At 65.3% G+C, this 13,325-nt stretch carries 11 protein-coding genes; 3 read left to right on the forward strand and 8 right to left on the reverse strand.

Annotated features, from left to right (window positions below; translation table 11 throughout):
- Positions 1 to 15 precede the first annotated feature (15 nt).
- Both F455_RS0114100 and F455_RS0114105 read left to right on the forward strand, forming a co-directional pair.
- Positions 16 to 1,071 carry a hypothetical protein gene (locus tag F455_RS0114100; RefSeq protein WP_018973953.1) on the forward strand — a complete coding sequence of 352 codons (1,056 nt, stop codon included), beginning with the start codon at positions 16 to 18 and terminating at the stop codon, positions 1,069 to 1,071.
- A 3-nt stretch (positions 1,072 to 1,074) separates the two neighbouring features.
- Positions 1,075 to 2,139: a peptidoglycan -binding protein gene (locus F455_RS0114105; protein ID WP_018973954.1), complete on the forward strand. Its 1,065-nt coding sequence runs from the start codon at positions 1,075 to 1,077 to the stop codon at positions 2,137 to 2,139.
- A 31-nt stretch (positions 2,140 to 2,170) separates the two neighbouring features.
- On the opposite strand, the gene mazG is transcribed toward F455_RS0114105, so the two are convergent.
- From mazG to bioA, 7 genes are all read right to left on the reverse strand, one after another.
- Entirely contained in the window at positions 2,171 to 3,025 is an 855-nt protein-coding gene (gene mazG, locus F455_RS0114110; protein WP_018973955.1) for a nucleoside triphosphate pyrophosphohydrolase, read from the reverse strand.
- Complete coding sequence (gene cysQ / locus F455_RS0114115; protein ID WP_018973956.1) at positions 3,022 to 3,834, reverse strand: 3'(2'),5'-bisphosphate nucleotidase CysQ; 813 nt, start codon at positions 3,832 to 3,834, stop codon at positions 3,022 to 3,024. Before cysQ ends, mazG begins: the two co-directional genes overlap by 4 nt.
- 2 nt (positions 3,835 to 3,836) lie before the next feature.
- Complete coding sequence (nudE, locus tag F455_RS0114120) at positions 3,837 to 4,397, reverse strand: ADP compounds hydrolase NudE (RefSeq protein ID WP_018973957.1); 561 nt, start codon at positions 4,395 to 4,397, stop codon at positions 3,837 to 3,839.
- Positions 4,398 to 4,472: 75 nt separating this feature from the next.
- The gene (locus tag F455_RS0114125) at positions 4,473 to 6,923 is read right to left on the reverse strand and encodes a beta strand repeat-containing protein (protein ID WP_169337356.1); all 2,451 of its coding nucleotides are present in this window, start codon (positions 6,921 to 6,923) and stop codon (positions 4,473 to 4,475) included.
- Positions 6,924 to 7,169: 246 nt separating this feature from the next.
- A complete protein-coding gene (locus F455_RS0114130; protein ID WP_018973959.1) occupies positions 7,170 to 7,904 on the reverse strand; it encodes a 16S rRNA (uracil(1498)-N(3))-methyltransferase in 735 nt (244 codons plus the stop codon).
- Between the two features lie 69 nt (positions 7,905 to 7,973).
- Entirely contained in the window at positions 7,974 to 9,833 is a 1,860-nt protein-coding gene (locus tag F455_RS0114135) for an alpha-amylase family glycosyl hydrolase (RefSeq protein ID WP_051084214.1), read from the reverse strand.
- 122 nt (positions 9,834 to 9,955) lie between these two features.
- On the reverse strand, positions 9,956 to 11,389 hold the full coding sequence (bioA, locus tag F455_RS0114140; RefSeq protein ID WP_020684089.1) for an adenosylmethionine--8-amino-7-oxononanoate transaminase: 1,434 nt from the start codon (positions 11,387 to 11,389) through the stop codon (positions 9,956 to 9,958).
- A 47-nt stretch (positions 11,390 to 11,436) separates the two neighbouring features.
- Here bioA and F455_RS0114145 point away from each other — a divergent pair, with 47 nt between their 5' ends.
- Positions 11,437 to 12,216, forward strand: a complete 780-nt coding sequence (locus tag F455_RS0114145; protein WP_026293383.1) for an inositol monophosphatase family protein — start codon at positions 11,437 to 11,439, stop codon at positions 12,214 to 12,216.
- 240 nt (positions 12,217 to 12,456) lie between these two features.
- On the opposite strand, the gene F455_RS0114150 is transcribed toward F455_RS0114145, so the two are convergent.
- Positions 12,457 to 13,230 carry a class I SAM-dependent methyltransferase gene (locus tag F455_RS0114150; RefSeq protein ID WP_018973964.1) on the reverse strand — a complete coding sequence of 258 codons (774 nt, stop codon included), beginning with the start codon at positions 13,228 to 13,230 and terminating at the stop codon, positions 12,457 to 12,459.
- Positions 13,231 to 13,325: the final 95 nt, after the last annotated feature.

A 13,325-nucleotide genomic window follows, 5' to 3' on the forward strand; every position in this document is an offset into this window, starting at 1 on the left:
CCTGGAGTACTCTGCATGACCAAACCGACCCAAGTGCTCGTCTGGATGGGGGGATTTCTTGTTGCGGTCGCCGCACTGGCCGGCATACTCGCGCCGAAGCTGCTCGCGAATTTCCAGGCGAATCCGTTCTTCAACGGGGTGATCCTGCTCGTGTTGCTGTTCGGCATCGCCTGGAACCTACGCCAGGTGCTGCAGCTTTCGCGCGAGGTCGAGTGGATCGAGACGTTCAAGCGTTCCGATCCGAACCGACCGCTCACCCCGCCGAAGCTGCTCGCGCCGATGGCGCGCATGCTGTCCGGGCGCGAACGCTCGAAGTTTTCACTGTCGGCGACCAGCCTGCGCTCGCTGCTCGATTCAATCTATCTGCGTCTTGAGGAATCGCGCGACCTGTCGCGTTACCTCGTCGGCCTCGCCATTTTTCTCGGCCTGCTCGGCACGTTCTGGGGCCTGCTCGTCACGATCCGCTCGGTCGCCGACATCATCGGTTCGCTCGGCGTCGGCACCGATCCGGCAGCGATGTTCAACGACCTCAAGGAACATCTGAAGGAACCGCTGTCGGGCATGTCGACGAGTTTCTCGACCTCGCTGTTCGGTCTCGCTTCCTCGCTCGTGCTCGGCTTTCTCGACCTGCAGGCGGGCCACGCACAGAACCGTTTCTACAATGAACTCGAGGAATGGCTGTCGGGACAGACGCGACTGTCGTCCGGCGCGTTGCAGGGCGATGGCGATGCAAATGTGCCGGCCTACGTGCAGGCGCTGCTCGAACAGACGGCCGACGGTCTCGAACGCATGCAGCGCGCGCTGATCGAGTCCGAGCGCGAGCGGCGCAATTCGTCCGAACAGCTCGGCGAACTCAATACCCAGCTCGCGCGCCTGACCGACCTGCTCAGCCGCGAATCGCGCGAGATGCGCGGCATGAGCGAGACCCAGGAAGAACTGAAGAACGTGCTGAAGACGCTCGCCGCCGCGCCGAACCAGGGCGCGCGCCTGACCGATGACCTGCGCAGCGAATTCCGCCTGCTCTCGCGCACGATCGCCGCCGCGGTCGACGGCAAGCGCAACGGGGTCTGAGCGATGAACTCGCTCGCGCGCCGCCGCCGCGGCCTCGACATCTGGCCGGGGTTCGTCGATGCGTTGACGAGCCTCATCCTCGTGATGGTCTTCGTCCTGCTGCTGTTCGCGGTCGGCCAGTTCGTGCTGTCGCAGACCCTGGTCGGCAAGAACAAGGCCCTGGCCGATCTCAATGCGCAGATCGCGCAACTTGCACAGACACTGTCGCTCGCGCAAGACGCGAAGGCCAAGCTCGATACCAAGGTCAACGAATTGTCGGCCTCGCTCGGCCAATCCAACACCGCGCTCGATGCGGCGCATGCGGAAGCGGCCAAACTGAGCGCCGATATCGCCGCGCTGACCGAGCTGAAGACCCAGCTCGAACAGCAGGTCGCGCAGATGGCCGCGCAGCTCGACACGTCGAAGAAGGACCTCGTCGCCGCGACCGACCTCAATGCCAAGTCCGCCGCGCAAGTCGAACTGCTCAACCGCCAGCTCGCCGCAGTGCAGGACCAACTCAAGCAGATTACGGCCGCGCTCGAGATCGCCAACAAGAACGTCAAGGACAAGGACGTGAAGATCGCCGAGCTCGGCAAGGAGCTGAACATCGCGCTCGCAAACAAGGTCAACCAGCTCGAGAAGTACCGTTCGGAATTCTTCGGCAAGCTGCGCGAGGCGCTCGGCAATCGGCCCGATATCCAGGTCGTCGGTGACCGCTTCGTCGTGCCCACCGATATTCTGTTCGATACGGGCTCGGCCGAGCTTTCGCCTGATGCGCAGGCGTCGATGGCCAAGCTGGCGAAGACGCTCAATGAAGTCGCCGCCGAAATTCCGTCCAGCCTCGACTGGGTGCTGCGCATCGACGGCCACACCGACAAGCGCCCGATCCATACCGACCAGTTCCCCTCGAATTGGGAACTCTCGACTGCGCGCGCCACCGCGATCGTCAAGCAGCTCGCCGTCCAAGGTATCCAGCCGCGGCATCTCTCCGCGAACGGTTTCGGCCAGTTCCAGCCGCTTGATCCCAAGGACAGCGAAGCCGCCTACGCGAAGAACCGGCGCATCGAGATCCAGCTGACCAATCGTTGATGTGCGCTGCGGGCGCGACGAGCCACGTCCGTCAGAGCAGGCCTGCTTTGTCTTCGGCTTTGGCGCGTTCCCAGTACGCGTCCTGCACGGTCAGCGATTTGCCGTCGAGCTGTGTGTTTTCGGCTTGGGCCAACGCCTCCATGCGGCGGAAGCGGCGCTCGAATTTCGCATTCGCCGCGCGCAGCGCCTGCGAGTAATCGACCTTGGCCAGGCGCGCGAGATTGACCGCGACGAACAGCACGTCGCCGATCTCGTCTTCCAAGCGCGCGCGATTGGCCGCCTTCGCCGCGACGTCGTGCGCATCGATTTCCGCCGCGGCAACGAGTTCGCTGCGCACCTCGGCGATTTCTTCCTCAAGCTTGTCGAGCACCGGCCCCGGGTCGGACCAATCGAAACCGATCGTCGATGCGCGCTTCTGCAGCTTGTAAGCACGCTGCCATTCGGGCAATCCGCGTGAAACACCGGCGAGCACGCTCGTGTCCGCATCGCCCTTGTCCTGGCGTTCGCGGCGCTTCAATTCCTCCCATGCTGCGGTTTGCGCGTCGGCGTCCTCGACGCTGAGCAGCTTGCCGGCGGCGTCGGGGAACACGTGCGGATGTCGGCGCAGCATCTTCGCGCAGATCGCATCGACCACGTCGGTGAAGGCGAAATGCCCGGCCTCCTCGGCCATGCGCGAGTGGAACACGACCTGCAACAGCAGATCGCCGAGTTCGTCGCGCAGGTCGGCATAGTCCTTACGGTCGATCGCGTCGGCAACCTCGTACGCCTCTTCGATCGTGTACGGCGCAATTGTGGCGAAGTCCTGCTTCACGTCCCACGGGCAGCCGCGCACGGGATCGCGCAGCGTGGCCATGATGCGCAGGAGATCTTCGATGGTATGACTCATTCGTCGGCGCTTCCGTCGCGCAGCAGCGCCGCCCAGTCGACTGCCTTGTCGCCGAAGGCGAGGAAATCGGGATTGAGCAGCGATTCCTTCGTGTTGTAGGTCAACCGCGAACCGTCGAGCCGGGTCACGCCGCCGCCGGCCTGCTCGAGCACGCATTGCCCGGCGGCCGTGTCCCACTCGCTGGTCAAGCCGTAACGGACGTACAGATCGGCCTCGCCTTGCGCGGTGCGACAGAACTTGAGCGAGGAGCCGAGAGAAATCAGCTCGTGCGTGCCGAGCTTGTCCAGCGCGGTAAGCATGCGCGGATCCGCATGCGAGCGGCTGCCAGCGACGATGAGCGGGGTCATACGCGCACGCGTGGAGATTGCAACGATTCCATGCTGCGGCGTTTGAGCATATGCATGCCCGCCTTGCCAGGCCAGGTACATCTCATCGAGCGCGGGCGCGTAGACCACACCGAGCGTCGGCGCGCCATCCTCGATCAAGGCGATGTTCACCGTGAATTCGCCGTTGTGCTTGATGAACTCGCGCGTGCCGTCGAGCGGATCGACCAGCCAATAGCGCGCCCAGCCGCGACGCTCGCTCCACGCCGCCTGTTCGGCGGATTCCTCGGATAGCACCGGAATCTGCGGTGTCAGTTCCGCGAGGCCGTCGACAATCGCATGGTGCGCGGCAAGATCGGCCGCGGTCAGCGGCGAGGCATCGTCCTTGCGCGCGATCGTGTAGTCGGCGTCGTAGATGCGCATGATCGCGGCACCGGCGGTGCGCGCAATCGCGGCGCATTCGCGCGCCAAGTCGGCATGATTCATTGTCACACTCGGGGTTGGTAGCGGCCGGCGAGATACTCGCGCGCCATGAACAGCGCGGCGATCGAACGACCCTCGCTGACTTCAGGATGGGTGAGCAGTGTGTGCAGCTCGGACAGTTTCCACGGCACGACTTCGAGTTCCTCAGGCTCGTCGCCGACGAGGCGCTCGGGATACAGGTCGCGCGCGAGGACGACGTGAGTCATTGCGCTCATGTACGAGGGCGACAGCGACAGCGTGCCGAGGATGTGCATTTCGCGCGCGCCGTAGCCGATCTCTTCCTTCAGTTCGCGATCCGCGCCCTGCTCAACCGTTTCGTCCTGGTCGAGGCGACCCTTGGTCAGGCCGAGTTCGTAGCGCTCGATCCCCGCACCGTATTCGCGCACGAGCAGCACCGTGTCGTCGTCGAGCATCGGCACGACGATGACCGCACCGAGCCCGGAACTCCTGAGCTTCTCGTAGGTGCGGCGTTCGCCGTTGGAAAATTCGAGGTCGAGCTGCTCGACCTTGAGGAAGCGGCTGCCGTCGACGCTGCGACGGGCGTGGATGATGGGCGGGATGCGCATGACCTTATTCTAACGCGCGCAGCCGCCAAGGCGTCCAATGCAAACCGGGTGCTGCGCGCGGCCCGAAAGTGACGCCTACGCCTGCGAGCGCGGGCGCAGCAGCATCGCACCGATCAGCGCGATCAATCCTGCGAGCGCGGCGAGCATCCAGGACGACGACGCCGGTGCAGCAACCGGCGGTGCCGGCGCAACATTGACGGCGAGAGTGATCGAGCTTGTCGCCGGCGCGGTATCCGCGTCGCCCGCGTATGTGGCGGTGATCGTGTGCGTGCCTAGCGACAACGTTGCCGTCGTGTAGCTCGCAGCGCCTCCCGCAAGTGAAACCGTGGCCAGCAGCGTGCTTCCATCGGCGAAGGAAACATTACCGGTCGCAGCGATAATTACCTTGGATTCGAGCGTCGACTGAATACCGGAATCATGCGTCACTGCAACGGTAGCAGGCGTTGCCGCATTGACCGTGGCCGAGAACGTCACCGGAGCGCCTTGCGTGGCCGGATTGGGCGTCGCGGTGAGAGTCATGCTGCTCGACGCTTGCGCGATCGTCACCGCAAGCGTCGCCTGTGTCGCGGCAGAATAGTCAGGATTGCCGGCCTGATCGGCGAGCACGGTGCAGGTGCCACCGCTCAGCATCGTGACGGTCGCGCCATTCGTATCGCCCGCACTGCAGATACCGCTGCTGCTCGCGGCGATCGTGAACACGACCGCATTGCCGGAGACGCCGCCGTTTGCGGAAACCGTGAACGTACCGCCGACCGAGAACACGGGACTGGCCGGCGTCGCCATGAAGGCAGTGATCGTCTGGCTCGCCATGGCAATGCTCAAGGTCTGATTCGCGGAGGCAGGCGCATAGGTCGCGTCACCCGCCTGGCTCGCGGTGATCGTGCAGTTGTTCGTGCCGGCATGGATGCCCGTGACGACTCCGGACGTCGCGCCGACCGAACAAGCGGTCGACACGGTGGAGAAGGTGATCGGATAGCTGGCACTCGGCGTTGCGCTAGTCGATGCGGTGACGCTGCCGGTGCCGCCGACAACGACACTCGGCGCCGCCCCGAACGTGATCGTCTGTGCCGTGCCGCTGCTCGTTACCGTCAATGTCGCAGCGGTGGTCGTGGCGCTGCCGATCGTGTTGGTGAACACGGCGCGATACTGGTTGCCGTTCTGCGAGGCCAAGGTTGTGAACGACAGCGTCGTCGATGTCGCACCGGCGATGTTGGCGAATGTCGCACCGCCATCGGTGCTCTGCTGCCACTGCACGGTCGGCGTCGGATTGCCGTTGGCCGCGGCGGTGAACGTCGCGGCGCCGCCGGCCGAGACCGACTGGCTGCTTGGGTTGGTCGTGACCGTCGGTGCGAAGTTCACCGTCAGCGTCGCCGCCGTGGTCGTCGCGCTGCCCGAGGTGTTGGTGAACACGGCACGGAACTTCGTGCCGTTCTGGCCAGTGGCCACGTTCGGCACGGTCAAGGTCGTGGTCGTCGCCCCGGCGACGTTCTGGAACGTCGCGCCGCCGTCGGTGCTGAACTGCCATTGCACGGTCGGCATCGGCGTGCCCGATGCCGCCGCGGTGAACGTCGCCGTCTGCCCGGCGTTGACCGTCTGGTCGGTCGGGTTCTGCGTGATCACAGGTCCGGCTGTTACCGTCAAGGTCGCAGCCGTGGTGGTCGCGCTGCCAACCGTGTTAGTGAACACCGCGCGATACTGATTGCCGTTCTGCGAGGCCAGCGTCGTGAACGATAGCGTCGTGCTCGTCGCACCGGCGATGTTCTGGAACGTCGCGCCGCCATCGGTGCTCTGCTGCCACTGCACGGTCGGCGTCGGATTGCCGTTGGCCGCGGCGGTGAACGTGGCGGTGCTTCCGGCCGAAACCGACTGGCTGACCGGATTGGTCGTGACCGTCGGTGCGAAGTTCACCGTCAGCGTCGCCGCCGTGGTCGTCGCGCTGCCCGAGGTGTTGGTGAATACCGTACGGAACTTCGTGCCGTTCTGGCCGGCCGCCACGTTCGGCACGGTCAAGGTCGTGGTCGTCGCGCCGGCGACGTTCTGGAATGTCGCGCCGCCGTCGGTGCTGAACTGCCATTGCACGGTCGGTGTCGGCGTGCCGGTCGCTGCGGCAGTGAACGTCGCCGTCTGCCCAGCGTTGACCGTCTGGTCAACTGGGTTCTGCGTGATCACCGGTCCTTGCGTCACCGTCAACGTTGCTGCTGTCGTCGTGGCACTGCCGACGGTGTTGGTGAAAACGGCGCGATACTGATTACCGTTCTGAGATGCCAACGTTGTGAACGACAGCGTCGTGCTCGTCGCCCCGGCAACGTTCTGGAACGTCGCACCACCGTCGGTGCTCTGCTGCCACTGCACGGTCGGCGTCGGATTGCCGTTGGCCGCCGCGGTGAACGTCGCGGTACTGCCGGCCGAAACCGACTGGCTGCTTGGGTTAGTGGTGATCGAGGGGGCTTGTGCCGACGCCGAATTGGCAAAAAGCAAGCCGAACGCGAGCAGAAAGACCGCTGTCGAGAGCCTGACAATGTTCATGCCGTCCGCCTTGGTCAAAGACAAACCTTGCCGGCCGCACCTCTGCCCCAGGTGCAGCAAGAGACTGAAGGCACTATCCCCTGCCTTGACGCAATGAGCGGGCCCTGTATAGAGGAACGCTAGCCCATTTGCAAGAAATCCAGGAGAACCAGGAGATCTAAGCGCAATGGGCATTCGCAGGGCACCTCATCCGCGTCGATCGTTCCTTGATCCAACCCCATCCGTGGCGAACTTTTCCTGCGGGCCTCAGAAGTCGCCGAAAAATGCCTGCAGTGCCGCAACCGCGGCGATGCCGGCCGTCTCGGTGCGCAGGATGCGCGGGCCGAGGCGCAGGCCGTGGAACCGGGCGTGGTGCAGCTGAGCGACGTCGTTGTCGGAGAAGCCGCCCTCGGGGCCGACACAGAGGACGACGCCGTTTTCCATGTCCGCAAACTGGCGCAAACCCGCATCGCCTTCCGGCAGCAGCGCCAGGCGCAGCGCGGCACCGTCGCCGAGATCGCCGAGCCAGCGGTCGAGACGCAACGGCGCGACGATCTCGGGCAGGCGCGTGCGTCCGCTCTGCTCGCAGGCGCCGGCAACGACGCTGCGCCAGTGCGCGACACGGCGCTCGGCGCGCTCCTCGTCGAGTTTGACCTCAGTGCGCTCGGTGACCAGCGGCACGATGCGCGCGACACCGAGCTCGGTCGCCTTCTGCAGAATCCAATCCATCTTCTCGCCGCGCGCGACGCCCTGCGCGAGCGTGATGTCGAGGGTCGATTCGCGATTGACCTCGCGCGCCTGCCTGACCTCGGCCGTCACCGCACGCTTGGCAAGCTGCCCCAGTGCCGCGTCGTATTCGCAGCCGTCGCCGTTGAACAGGATCAGCGGATGCCCGCGCTCCATGCGCAGCACGCGCGCGACGTGCTCGCCAGCCTGTTCCGGCAGCAGCACTTCGATGCCGGCGCGCAGTGGCTGGTCGGTATAAATTCGTGGAATGCGCATCGCCAGATTGTAATGAAAGAGCAACGGACGCGGGATAGGCGAACGGCGAGTCGCGCCTCTCGCGCCGCATTATTTCCCTTGCGAATCGCTCCCAGCCGCTTTGCAGGCGACGAAATCGAGTGCCGGCACTTCGACCGCGTAGCTGCCGGTTGCCACGCTGCGCGGAGCGCAGGCGCCGTGCAGTGCCGTCCATCGAACGGACGTCGGCCCAACGGATATGCGTGCCGATATCGCAGTCGCGCTTGTGTTGAACACGGCGAGCACTTCGTCGCCTGCCGCCGAAATCCGCGAGATAGCGAGCAGCCCCGGCTTGTCGCCCGAAAGGCGCGTGATCTGGCGTCCGCGCCGCAGCGCTTCTTCCCGGCGGCGGATGCGGACCATCTCGGCGATGTCCCGATACAACGGATGGGTCGTGTCGAAGTGATCGGACTCCACACTGGAAACCGGACTCAGCCGCTCCGCGGCGCGGAAGCTCGGCACTTGGCTTGCGAACATGTCCTCGCGCGAATCCTGGTCGCTGTGTCCGGCGCCGGTAAAACCCTGCTCGTCGCCATAGTAAAGAACCGGAACGCCGCGCGCGAACAGGATGACGGCGTGCGCGAGACGCACGCGGCGCAGGACTTCGTCGGACGGCGCATCCGGCCGCGCCTCGCGCACGGCATGGGCGAAACGCTTGACGTCGTGATTTCCGGTCAGCGTCGCCAGGCGCGCAGCGTTGCTCTCGCCGCCTTCGTAGAGCACATCGGCGGCGAACACTTCGGCGATGCGATCGGTCGGACCGTCCTTGGCGATCGCGTCGACCAATGCGCCCTGCAGCGCGAAGTCGTTCACCCCGGGCAGGCCGTCGACGCGCGTGTGGCGCGCGAGCATCGCCGGCGAGAACTCCATGACTTCGCCGAAGATATGGAAGTTGGCGATGCCCTTCGCCTTCGCCCGGACCAGCATCGCCGGTACGAACACCTGCCAGAACTCGGGGTTCACGTGGCGCGCGGTGTCGATGCGGAACCCGTCGAGGCCGAAGTCGTCGATCCACTGGCCGTAGATGTCGATGAAACCCTGCACGACGCGCGGGTTCTCGGTGAACACGTCGTCGAGACCGAAGAAGTCGCCGAACTGCGAGCTTTCGCCTGCGAACGTCGACTCGCCGCGGTTGTGGTAGTAGATCGGATCGTTGAGCCAGTCGGGCTTCTTCGCGTGCTTCTCCGCCTCGGGCACGTAGGGCGTATAGGCGTAGTCCGCGCGGGTCAGGCGGGCGAAGTTCTGCGCGTCGAGACGGGGTGCCTCGTCGCCGAGGAAGCCCGGGTTAATCGCCTCGCCGGAAGCCGCGCTGCGCACGTACGGGAAATCCGCGCGCGAACGATAGGTGCATGCCGTACCTGCGCATTCGCGATATTTGATGACGTCGGCGGTATGGTTCACGACGAGATCGAAGTACACCTTCATCCCACGCGCATGCGCAGCGTCGACGAAGGCCTTGTAGTCGGCCTTCGTGCCAAGATGCGGATCGACGTCGGTGAAGTCGAGTCCCCAGTAGCCGTGGTATCCGGCCGATTCGTTTCCGTCGAGGCTCTGCACGGCCTTGTTGCGCAACACTGGCGTCAGCCAAATCGCAGTCGCGCCCAAGCCTTGGATGTAGTCGAGCTTGTCGAGGACGCCCTTGATGTCGCCGCCGTGATAGAACGCCTTGTCGCGCGGATCGAATCCGGTTTTCGATCGGTTACCGGACACGCCGCCGCGATCGTTGCGGCGATCGCCGTTGCTGAACCGGTCCGGCATGACGAGGTAGATGATCTCGTCCTCGGGCAGGCGTGCGCGCAGCGCCGCAAGCGCCTGCGTCGCATGCGAACCCGATGCGGCAGGCGCCGCCGCAGCACTGATCGCACAGGCGAGCGGGAACGCCAGACGCACACCCCGGCGCTTTGCTTGCATAAACGCGCTGCTGCGAATCATCGCCGTCCCCGTCATTGTCGATACGCGGCGATTCTATTGTCCGTGCGATCGTGGCAGACCGTTGCCCGCATACGTATTCATGCGGCCGCGACGTTCGACGGTTATGGAGTTGTCGCCGCGTCGATGCTTTTGACAGCCACCTCGACCATGAAATCGATCTCGTCCGGAGCGATCACGTACGGCGGCATGAAATAGATCACGTCGCCGAGCGGACGCAGCAGCACGCCCAGTGGCAGCGCATGCCGATATGCGCGCAGGCCGCGGCGCTCGGCGGCAGGAAACGGTGTGCGCGTCGTCTTGTCGCGCACGAGTTCGACCGCGGCGATCATGCCGGTCTGGCGTACCTCGGCGACGTGCGGATGATCGGCGAGTGGTGCGAGCCGCTCGCGCAGGCGTTGCGCGAGCACGCCGTTGCGTTCGATGACGGGCTCGTCGCGGAAGATCGCGAGCGTCTCCAGGGCCGCGCGGCAGGCGAGCGCATTGCCGGTGTAGCTGTGCGAATGCAGGAACGCCTTGCCGGCCGTGTACTCGGCGTAGAACGCGTCATAGACGCGCGCCGTCGTCAGCACCGCGGAAAACGGCAGGAAGCCGCCGGTGATGCCCTTCGACAGGCAGAGGAAGTCGGGCGTGATATTTGCCTGCTCGCAGGCGAACAGCGTGCCGGTGCGGCCGAAGCCGACCGCGATCTCGTCGGCGATCAGGTGCACGTCGAACTCGTCGCAGAGCCGACGCAGGCCGGTGAGATAAGCCGGGTGATACATGCGCATGCCGCCGGCGCACTGCACGAGCGGCTCGACGATCACCGCACTGACCTCGTGTGCGTGGTGTTCGAGCGCCGCGCGCATGTCGGCGAGCTTGCGCAACGAATGCGTTTGCCAATCCTCGCCCGCTTCGCGCTCGTGGCAGTCGGGCGAGGCGACGAAGATCGGCTCGCCGAGCAGCGGCGCATAGGTCGCGCGGTACAGCGGCACGTCGGTGACGGTCAAAGCGCCGAGCGTCTCGCCGTGATAGCCGCCGCTCAGCGCGATGAAGCGCGTCTTGCCGTCGCGACCCAGGTTGCGCCAGTAGTGGAAACTCATCTTCAGCGCGATTTCGATCGCGCTCGAACCGTTGTCGCCGTAGAACACGCGTGCGAGGTGTCGATCTTTCTCGCCCTGCGAAACAGAGCCGGGGTTCGGCGCGACGCGGAGCAATTCTTCGGCGAGCAGGATGCCCGGCTCGTGGCTGAACCCGGCGAAGATCACATGCTCGAGCTTGTCGAGCTGATCCTTGATCGCCGCAGCTATACGCGGATTGGCGTGGCCGAACAGATTCGTCCACCACGAGGAAACCGCGTCGAGATAGCGCTTGCCGTCGTGGTCGATCAGCCATGCGCCTTCGCCGCGCGCGATCGGGGTCAGCGGCACGCGCGCGCCGTCGAGGTCGGCGTGGTCGCGCATCTGCGTGCATGGGTGCCAGAGCACGGCGAGGTCGCGCGCGGTCCAGTCGGCCTTGAGCGAGCGGAGGGACGGATCGGACGGAGGTACGGAAGTCATTTTGTTATGATCTGCGCCCTCCCCTCGCCACACAAGACTTGCAGTTCATGCCGACTCCTGCCTTCCTCGATTCCGCGCTCGATGTCGCCAGGCAGGCCGCGCAAGCCGCCGCGGAAGTGATCGCGCGGCATTGGCGCGCCGGTACCGAGGTCGAAATCAAATCCGACCAGACTCCGGTGACGATCGCCGACCGCGAAGCCGAAGCGGCGATCAAGCACGTGCTGCGCGCGGCGTTCCCCGAGCACGCCTACTACGGCGAAGAGGAAGGCCGCGAGGGTGACGGCGATTTTCTGTGGCTGATCGACCCGATCGACGGCACGCGCAGCTTCGTACGCGGCTATCCGATGTTCTCGACCCAGATCGCGCTGATGCATCGCGGCGAACTCGTGCTCGGCGTGTCGAGCGCATCCGAATTTGGCGAACTCGCCTGGGCGCGCAAGGGTGGAGGTGCGCTCCTCGGCGGCAAGCCGATCCGGGTCGCGGCGACGAACGCATTCGATGCGCAGACCGCGATCTCGTTCGGCAACGTGAAGACGCTTTCGCGCGGCCCCGGTTGGAACGCGCTCGCGGGACTGGTCCAGCGCTGCGGTCGCACGCGCGGCTACGGCGATTTCTACCACTATCACCTGCTCGCGCGCGGCAGCCTCGATCTGGTCATCGAATCCGACGTCAATATCCTCGACATCGCCGCGCTCGCCGTGATCGTGCGCGAAGCGGGCGGCACGTTCACCGATCTCGGTGGACATGCGTTGTCGCTGGCGACGACGAGCGTGCTCGCCGGCACGCCGGCGCTGCATGCGCAGGCGCTGCAGCTCGGGCTGACTTAGCCGGCGACAGAAAACTAGAACCTATCTCAAAACGTAGCGAGCGAAGACAGTTCGTGCGTCGCCGGAGCGCAGGAACCGGAGTTTACAGACGGTAAATGAGGATTACATGCCGCTCCTGCGGCATGCCCTGCGGGCCAGCTTCGCTGTTCGCTTCGGCATCCTGCCTCCGCAGTCCGAGCGCCGCCGGCGCGCCCGATTTTGGTTTGAATCGGGTCGAGCGCAGTAGTTTTGAGACAGGTTCTACACCAGCGCCGCGACCATCACGCGCTTGCCGTGACGCAGCTGCTCGTAGCCATCCGCCGGCACGGGCAGCACATAGGCTTCGCGGAAGCCGACTGCACGCAGCAACCACAGCAATCCCTCGGTGCTCGGCGCGAGGCAGACGCCGGTGACGCTGGCTTCCGGCGCATGCGTTTCGTCGACCTCGTCGATGATGCCGAAGCAGCCCTTGAGCGGACGCACGTATTCGTACGAGCCCCAATCGACCATGCCGGACATGTGCGGCACGACCTGGGTCTCGATCACGCAGGCGCGTCGCGCGAGCGCGCGCGCGACGCGCAGCGCACCGATCGGATTCTCGAGGTGATAGAGCAGGCCGAACATCAGCACGAGATCGTGCACCCCGTCGGTCTCGGGCTTCAGCGCGAACACGTCGCGCTGGCGCGTCTTGATCGCGTCCAGTTCGTAGATGCTCGCGAGCAACGCGGCGTCTTCGACATGCTCGTCGCGCGCATCGACCGAGGTGACCTGACCGAAACCCGCGCGCGCGAGCTGCAACGAAAACCAGCCCTGGTGGCAGGCCAGATCGATCGCGCTCAGCGCGCCGCGATCGCCGGCGAACCTGTCGGCGAGGAATTTATCGAGCATGCGCGCGCGCGTGTGGTGGATCGCATCGACGCGGCCGTCATGCGTGCTCGTCAACGTGCGTCCGTCCGGCAACGCCAGCGGATAGAACCAGGATTTTGCCAACGCGCGCGCATACAGCGCTTCGCGGTCGGGGGTGGCTGTCGACATTACTGCTCCGTCTGAGGGTCTGCGGATCGATCGGCGCGGCGCGCTCTAGGCGACAGCCGGTGCCGGGGCAGTTCATGCTTCGATCCGCTGCGGGC

The organism is Rudaea cellulosilytica DSM 22992 (genome assembly GCF_000378125.1).
Lineage (GTDB): Bacteria > Pseudomonadota > Gammaproteobacteria > Xanthomonadales > Rhodanobacteraceae > Rudaea > Rudaea cellulosilytica.

Excerpts from the sequence above, each read along its gene's own strand:
- nudE (WP_018973957.1), bottom strand. The coding sequence starts at position 4,397 with ATGCGCATCCCGCCCATCATCCACGCCCGTCGCAGCGTCGACGGCAGC.
- F455_RS0114125 (WP_169337356.1), bottom strand. The coding sequence starts at position 6,923 with ATGAACATTGTCAGGCTCTCGACAGCGGTCTTTCTGCTCGCGTTCGGC.
- mazG (WP_018973955.1), bottom strand. The coding sequence starts at position 3,025 with ATGAGTCATACCATCGAAGATCTCCTGCGCATCATGGCCACGCTGCGC.
- F455_RS0114145 (WP_026293383.1), top strand. The coding sequence starts at position 11,437 with ATGCCGACTCCTGCCTTCCTCGATTCCGCGCTCGATGTCGCCAGGCAG.
- F455_RS0114100 (WP_018973953.1), top strand. The coding sequence starts at position 16 with ATGACCAAACCGACCCAAGTGCTCGTCTGGATGGGGGGATTTCTTGTT.
- F455_RS0114135 (WP_051084214.1), bottom strand. The coding sequence starts at position 9,833 with ATGCAAGCAAAGCGCCGGGGTGTGCGTCTGGCGTTCCCGCTCGCCTGT.
- F455_RS0114150 (WP_018973964.1), bottom strand. The coding sequence starts at position 13,230 with ATGTCGACAGCCACCCCCGACCGCGAAGCGCTGTATGCGCGCGCGTTG.
- bioA (WP_020684089.1), bottom strand. The coding sequence starts at position 11,389 with ATGACTTCCGTACCTCCGTCCGATCCGTCCCTCCGCTCGCTCAAGGCC.
- F455_RS0114105 (WP_018973954.1), top strand. The coding sequence starts at position 1,075 with ATGAACTCGCTCGCGCGCCGCCGCCGCGGCCTCGACATCTGGCCGGGG.
- F455_RS0114130 (WP_018973959.1), bottom strand. The coding sequence starts at position 7,904 with ATGCGCATTCCACGAATTTATACCGACCAGCCACTGCGCGCCGGCATC.
- cysQ (WP_018973956.1), bottom strand. The coding sequence starts at position 3,834 with ATGAATCATGCCGACTTGGCGCGCGAATGCGCCGCGATTGCGCGCACC.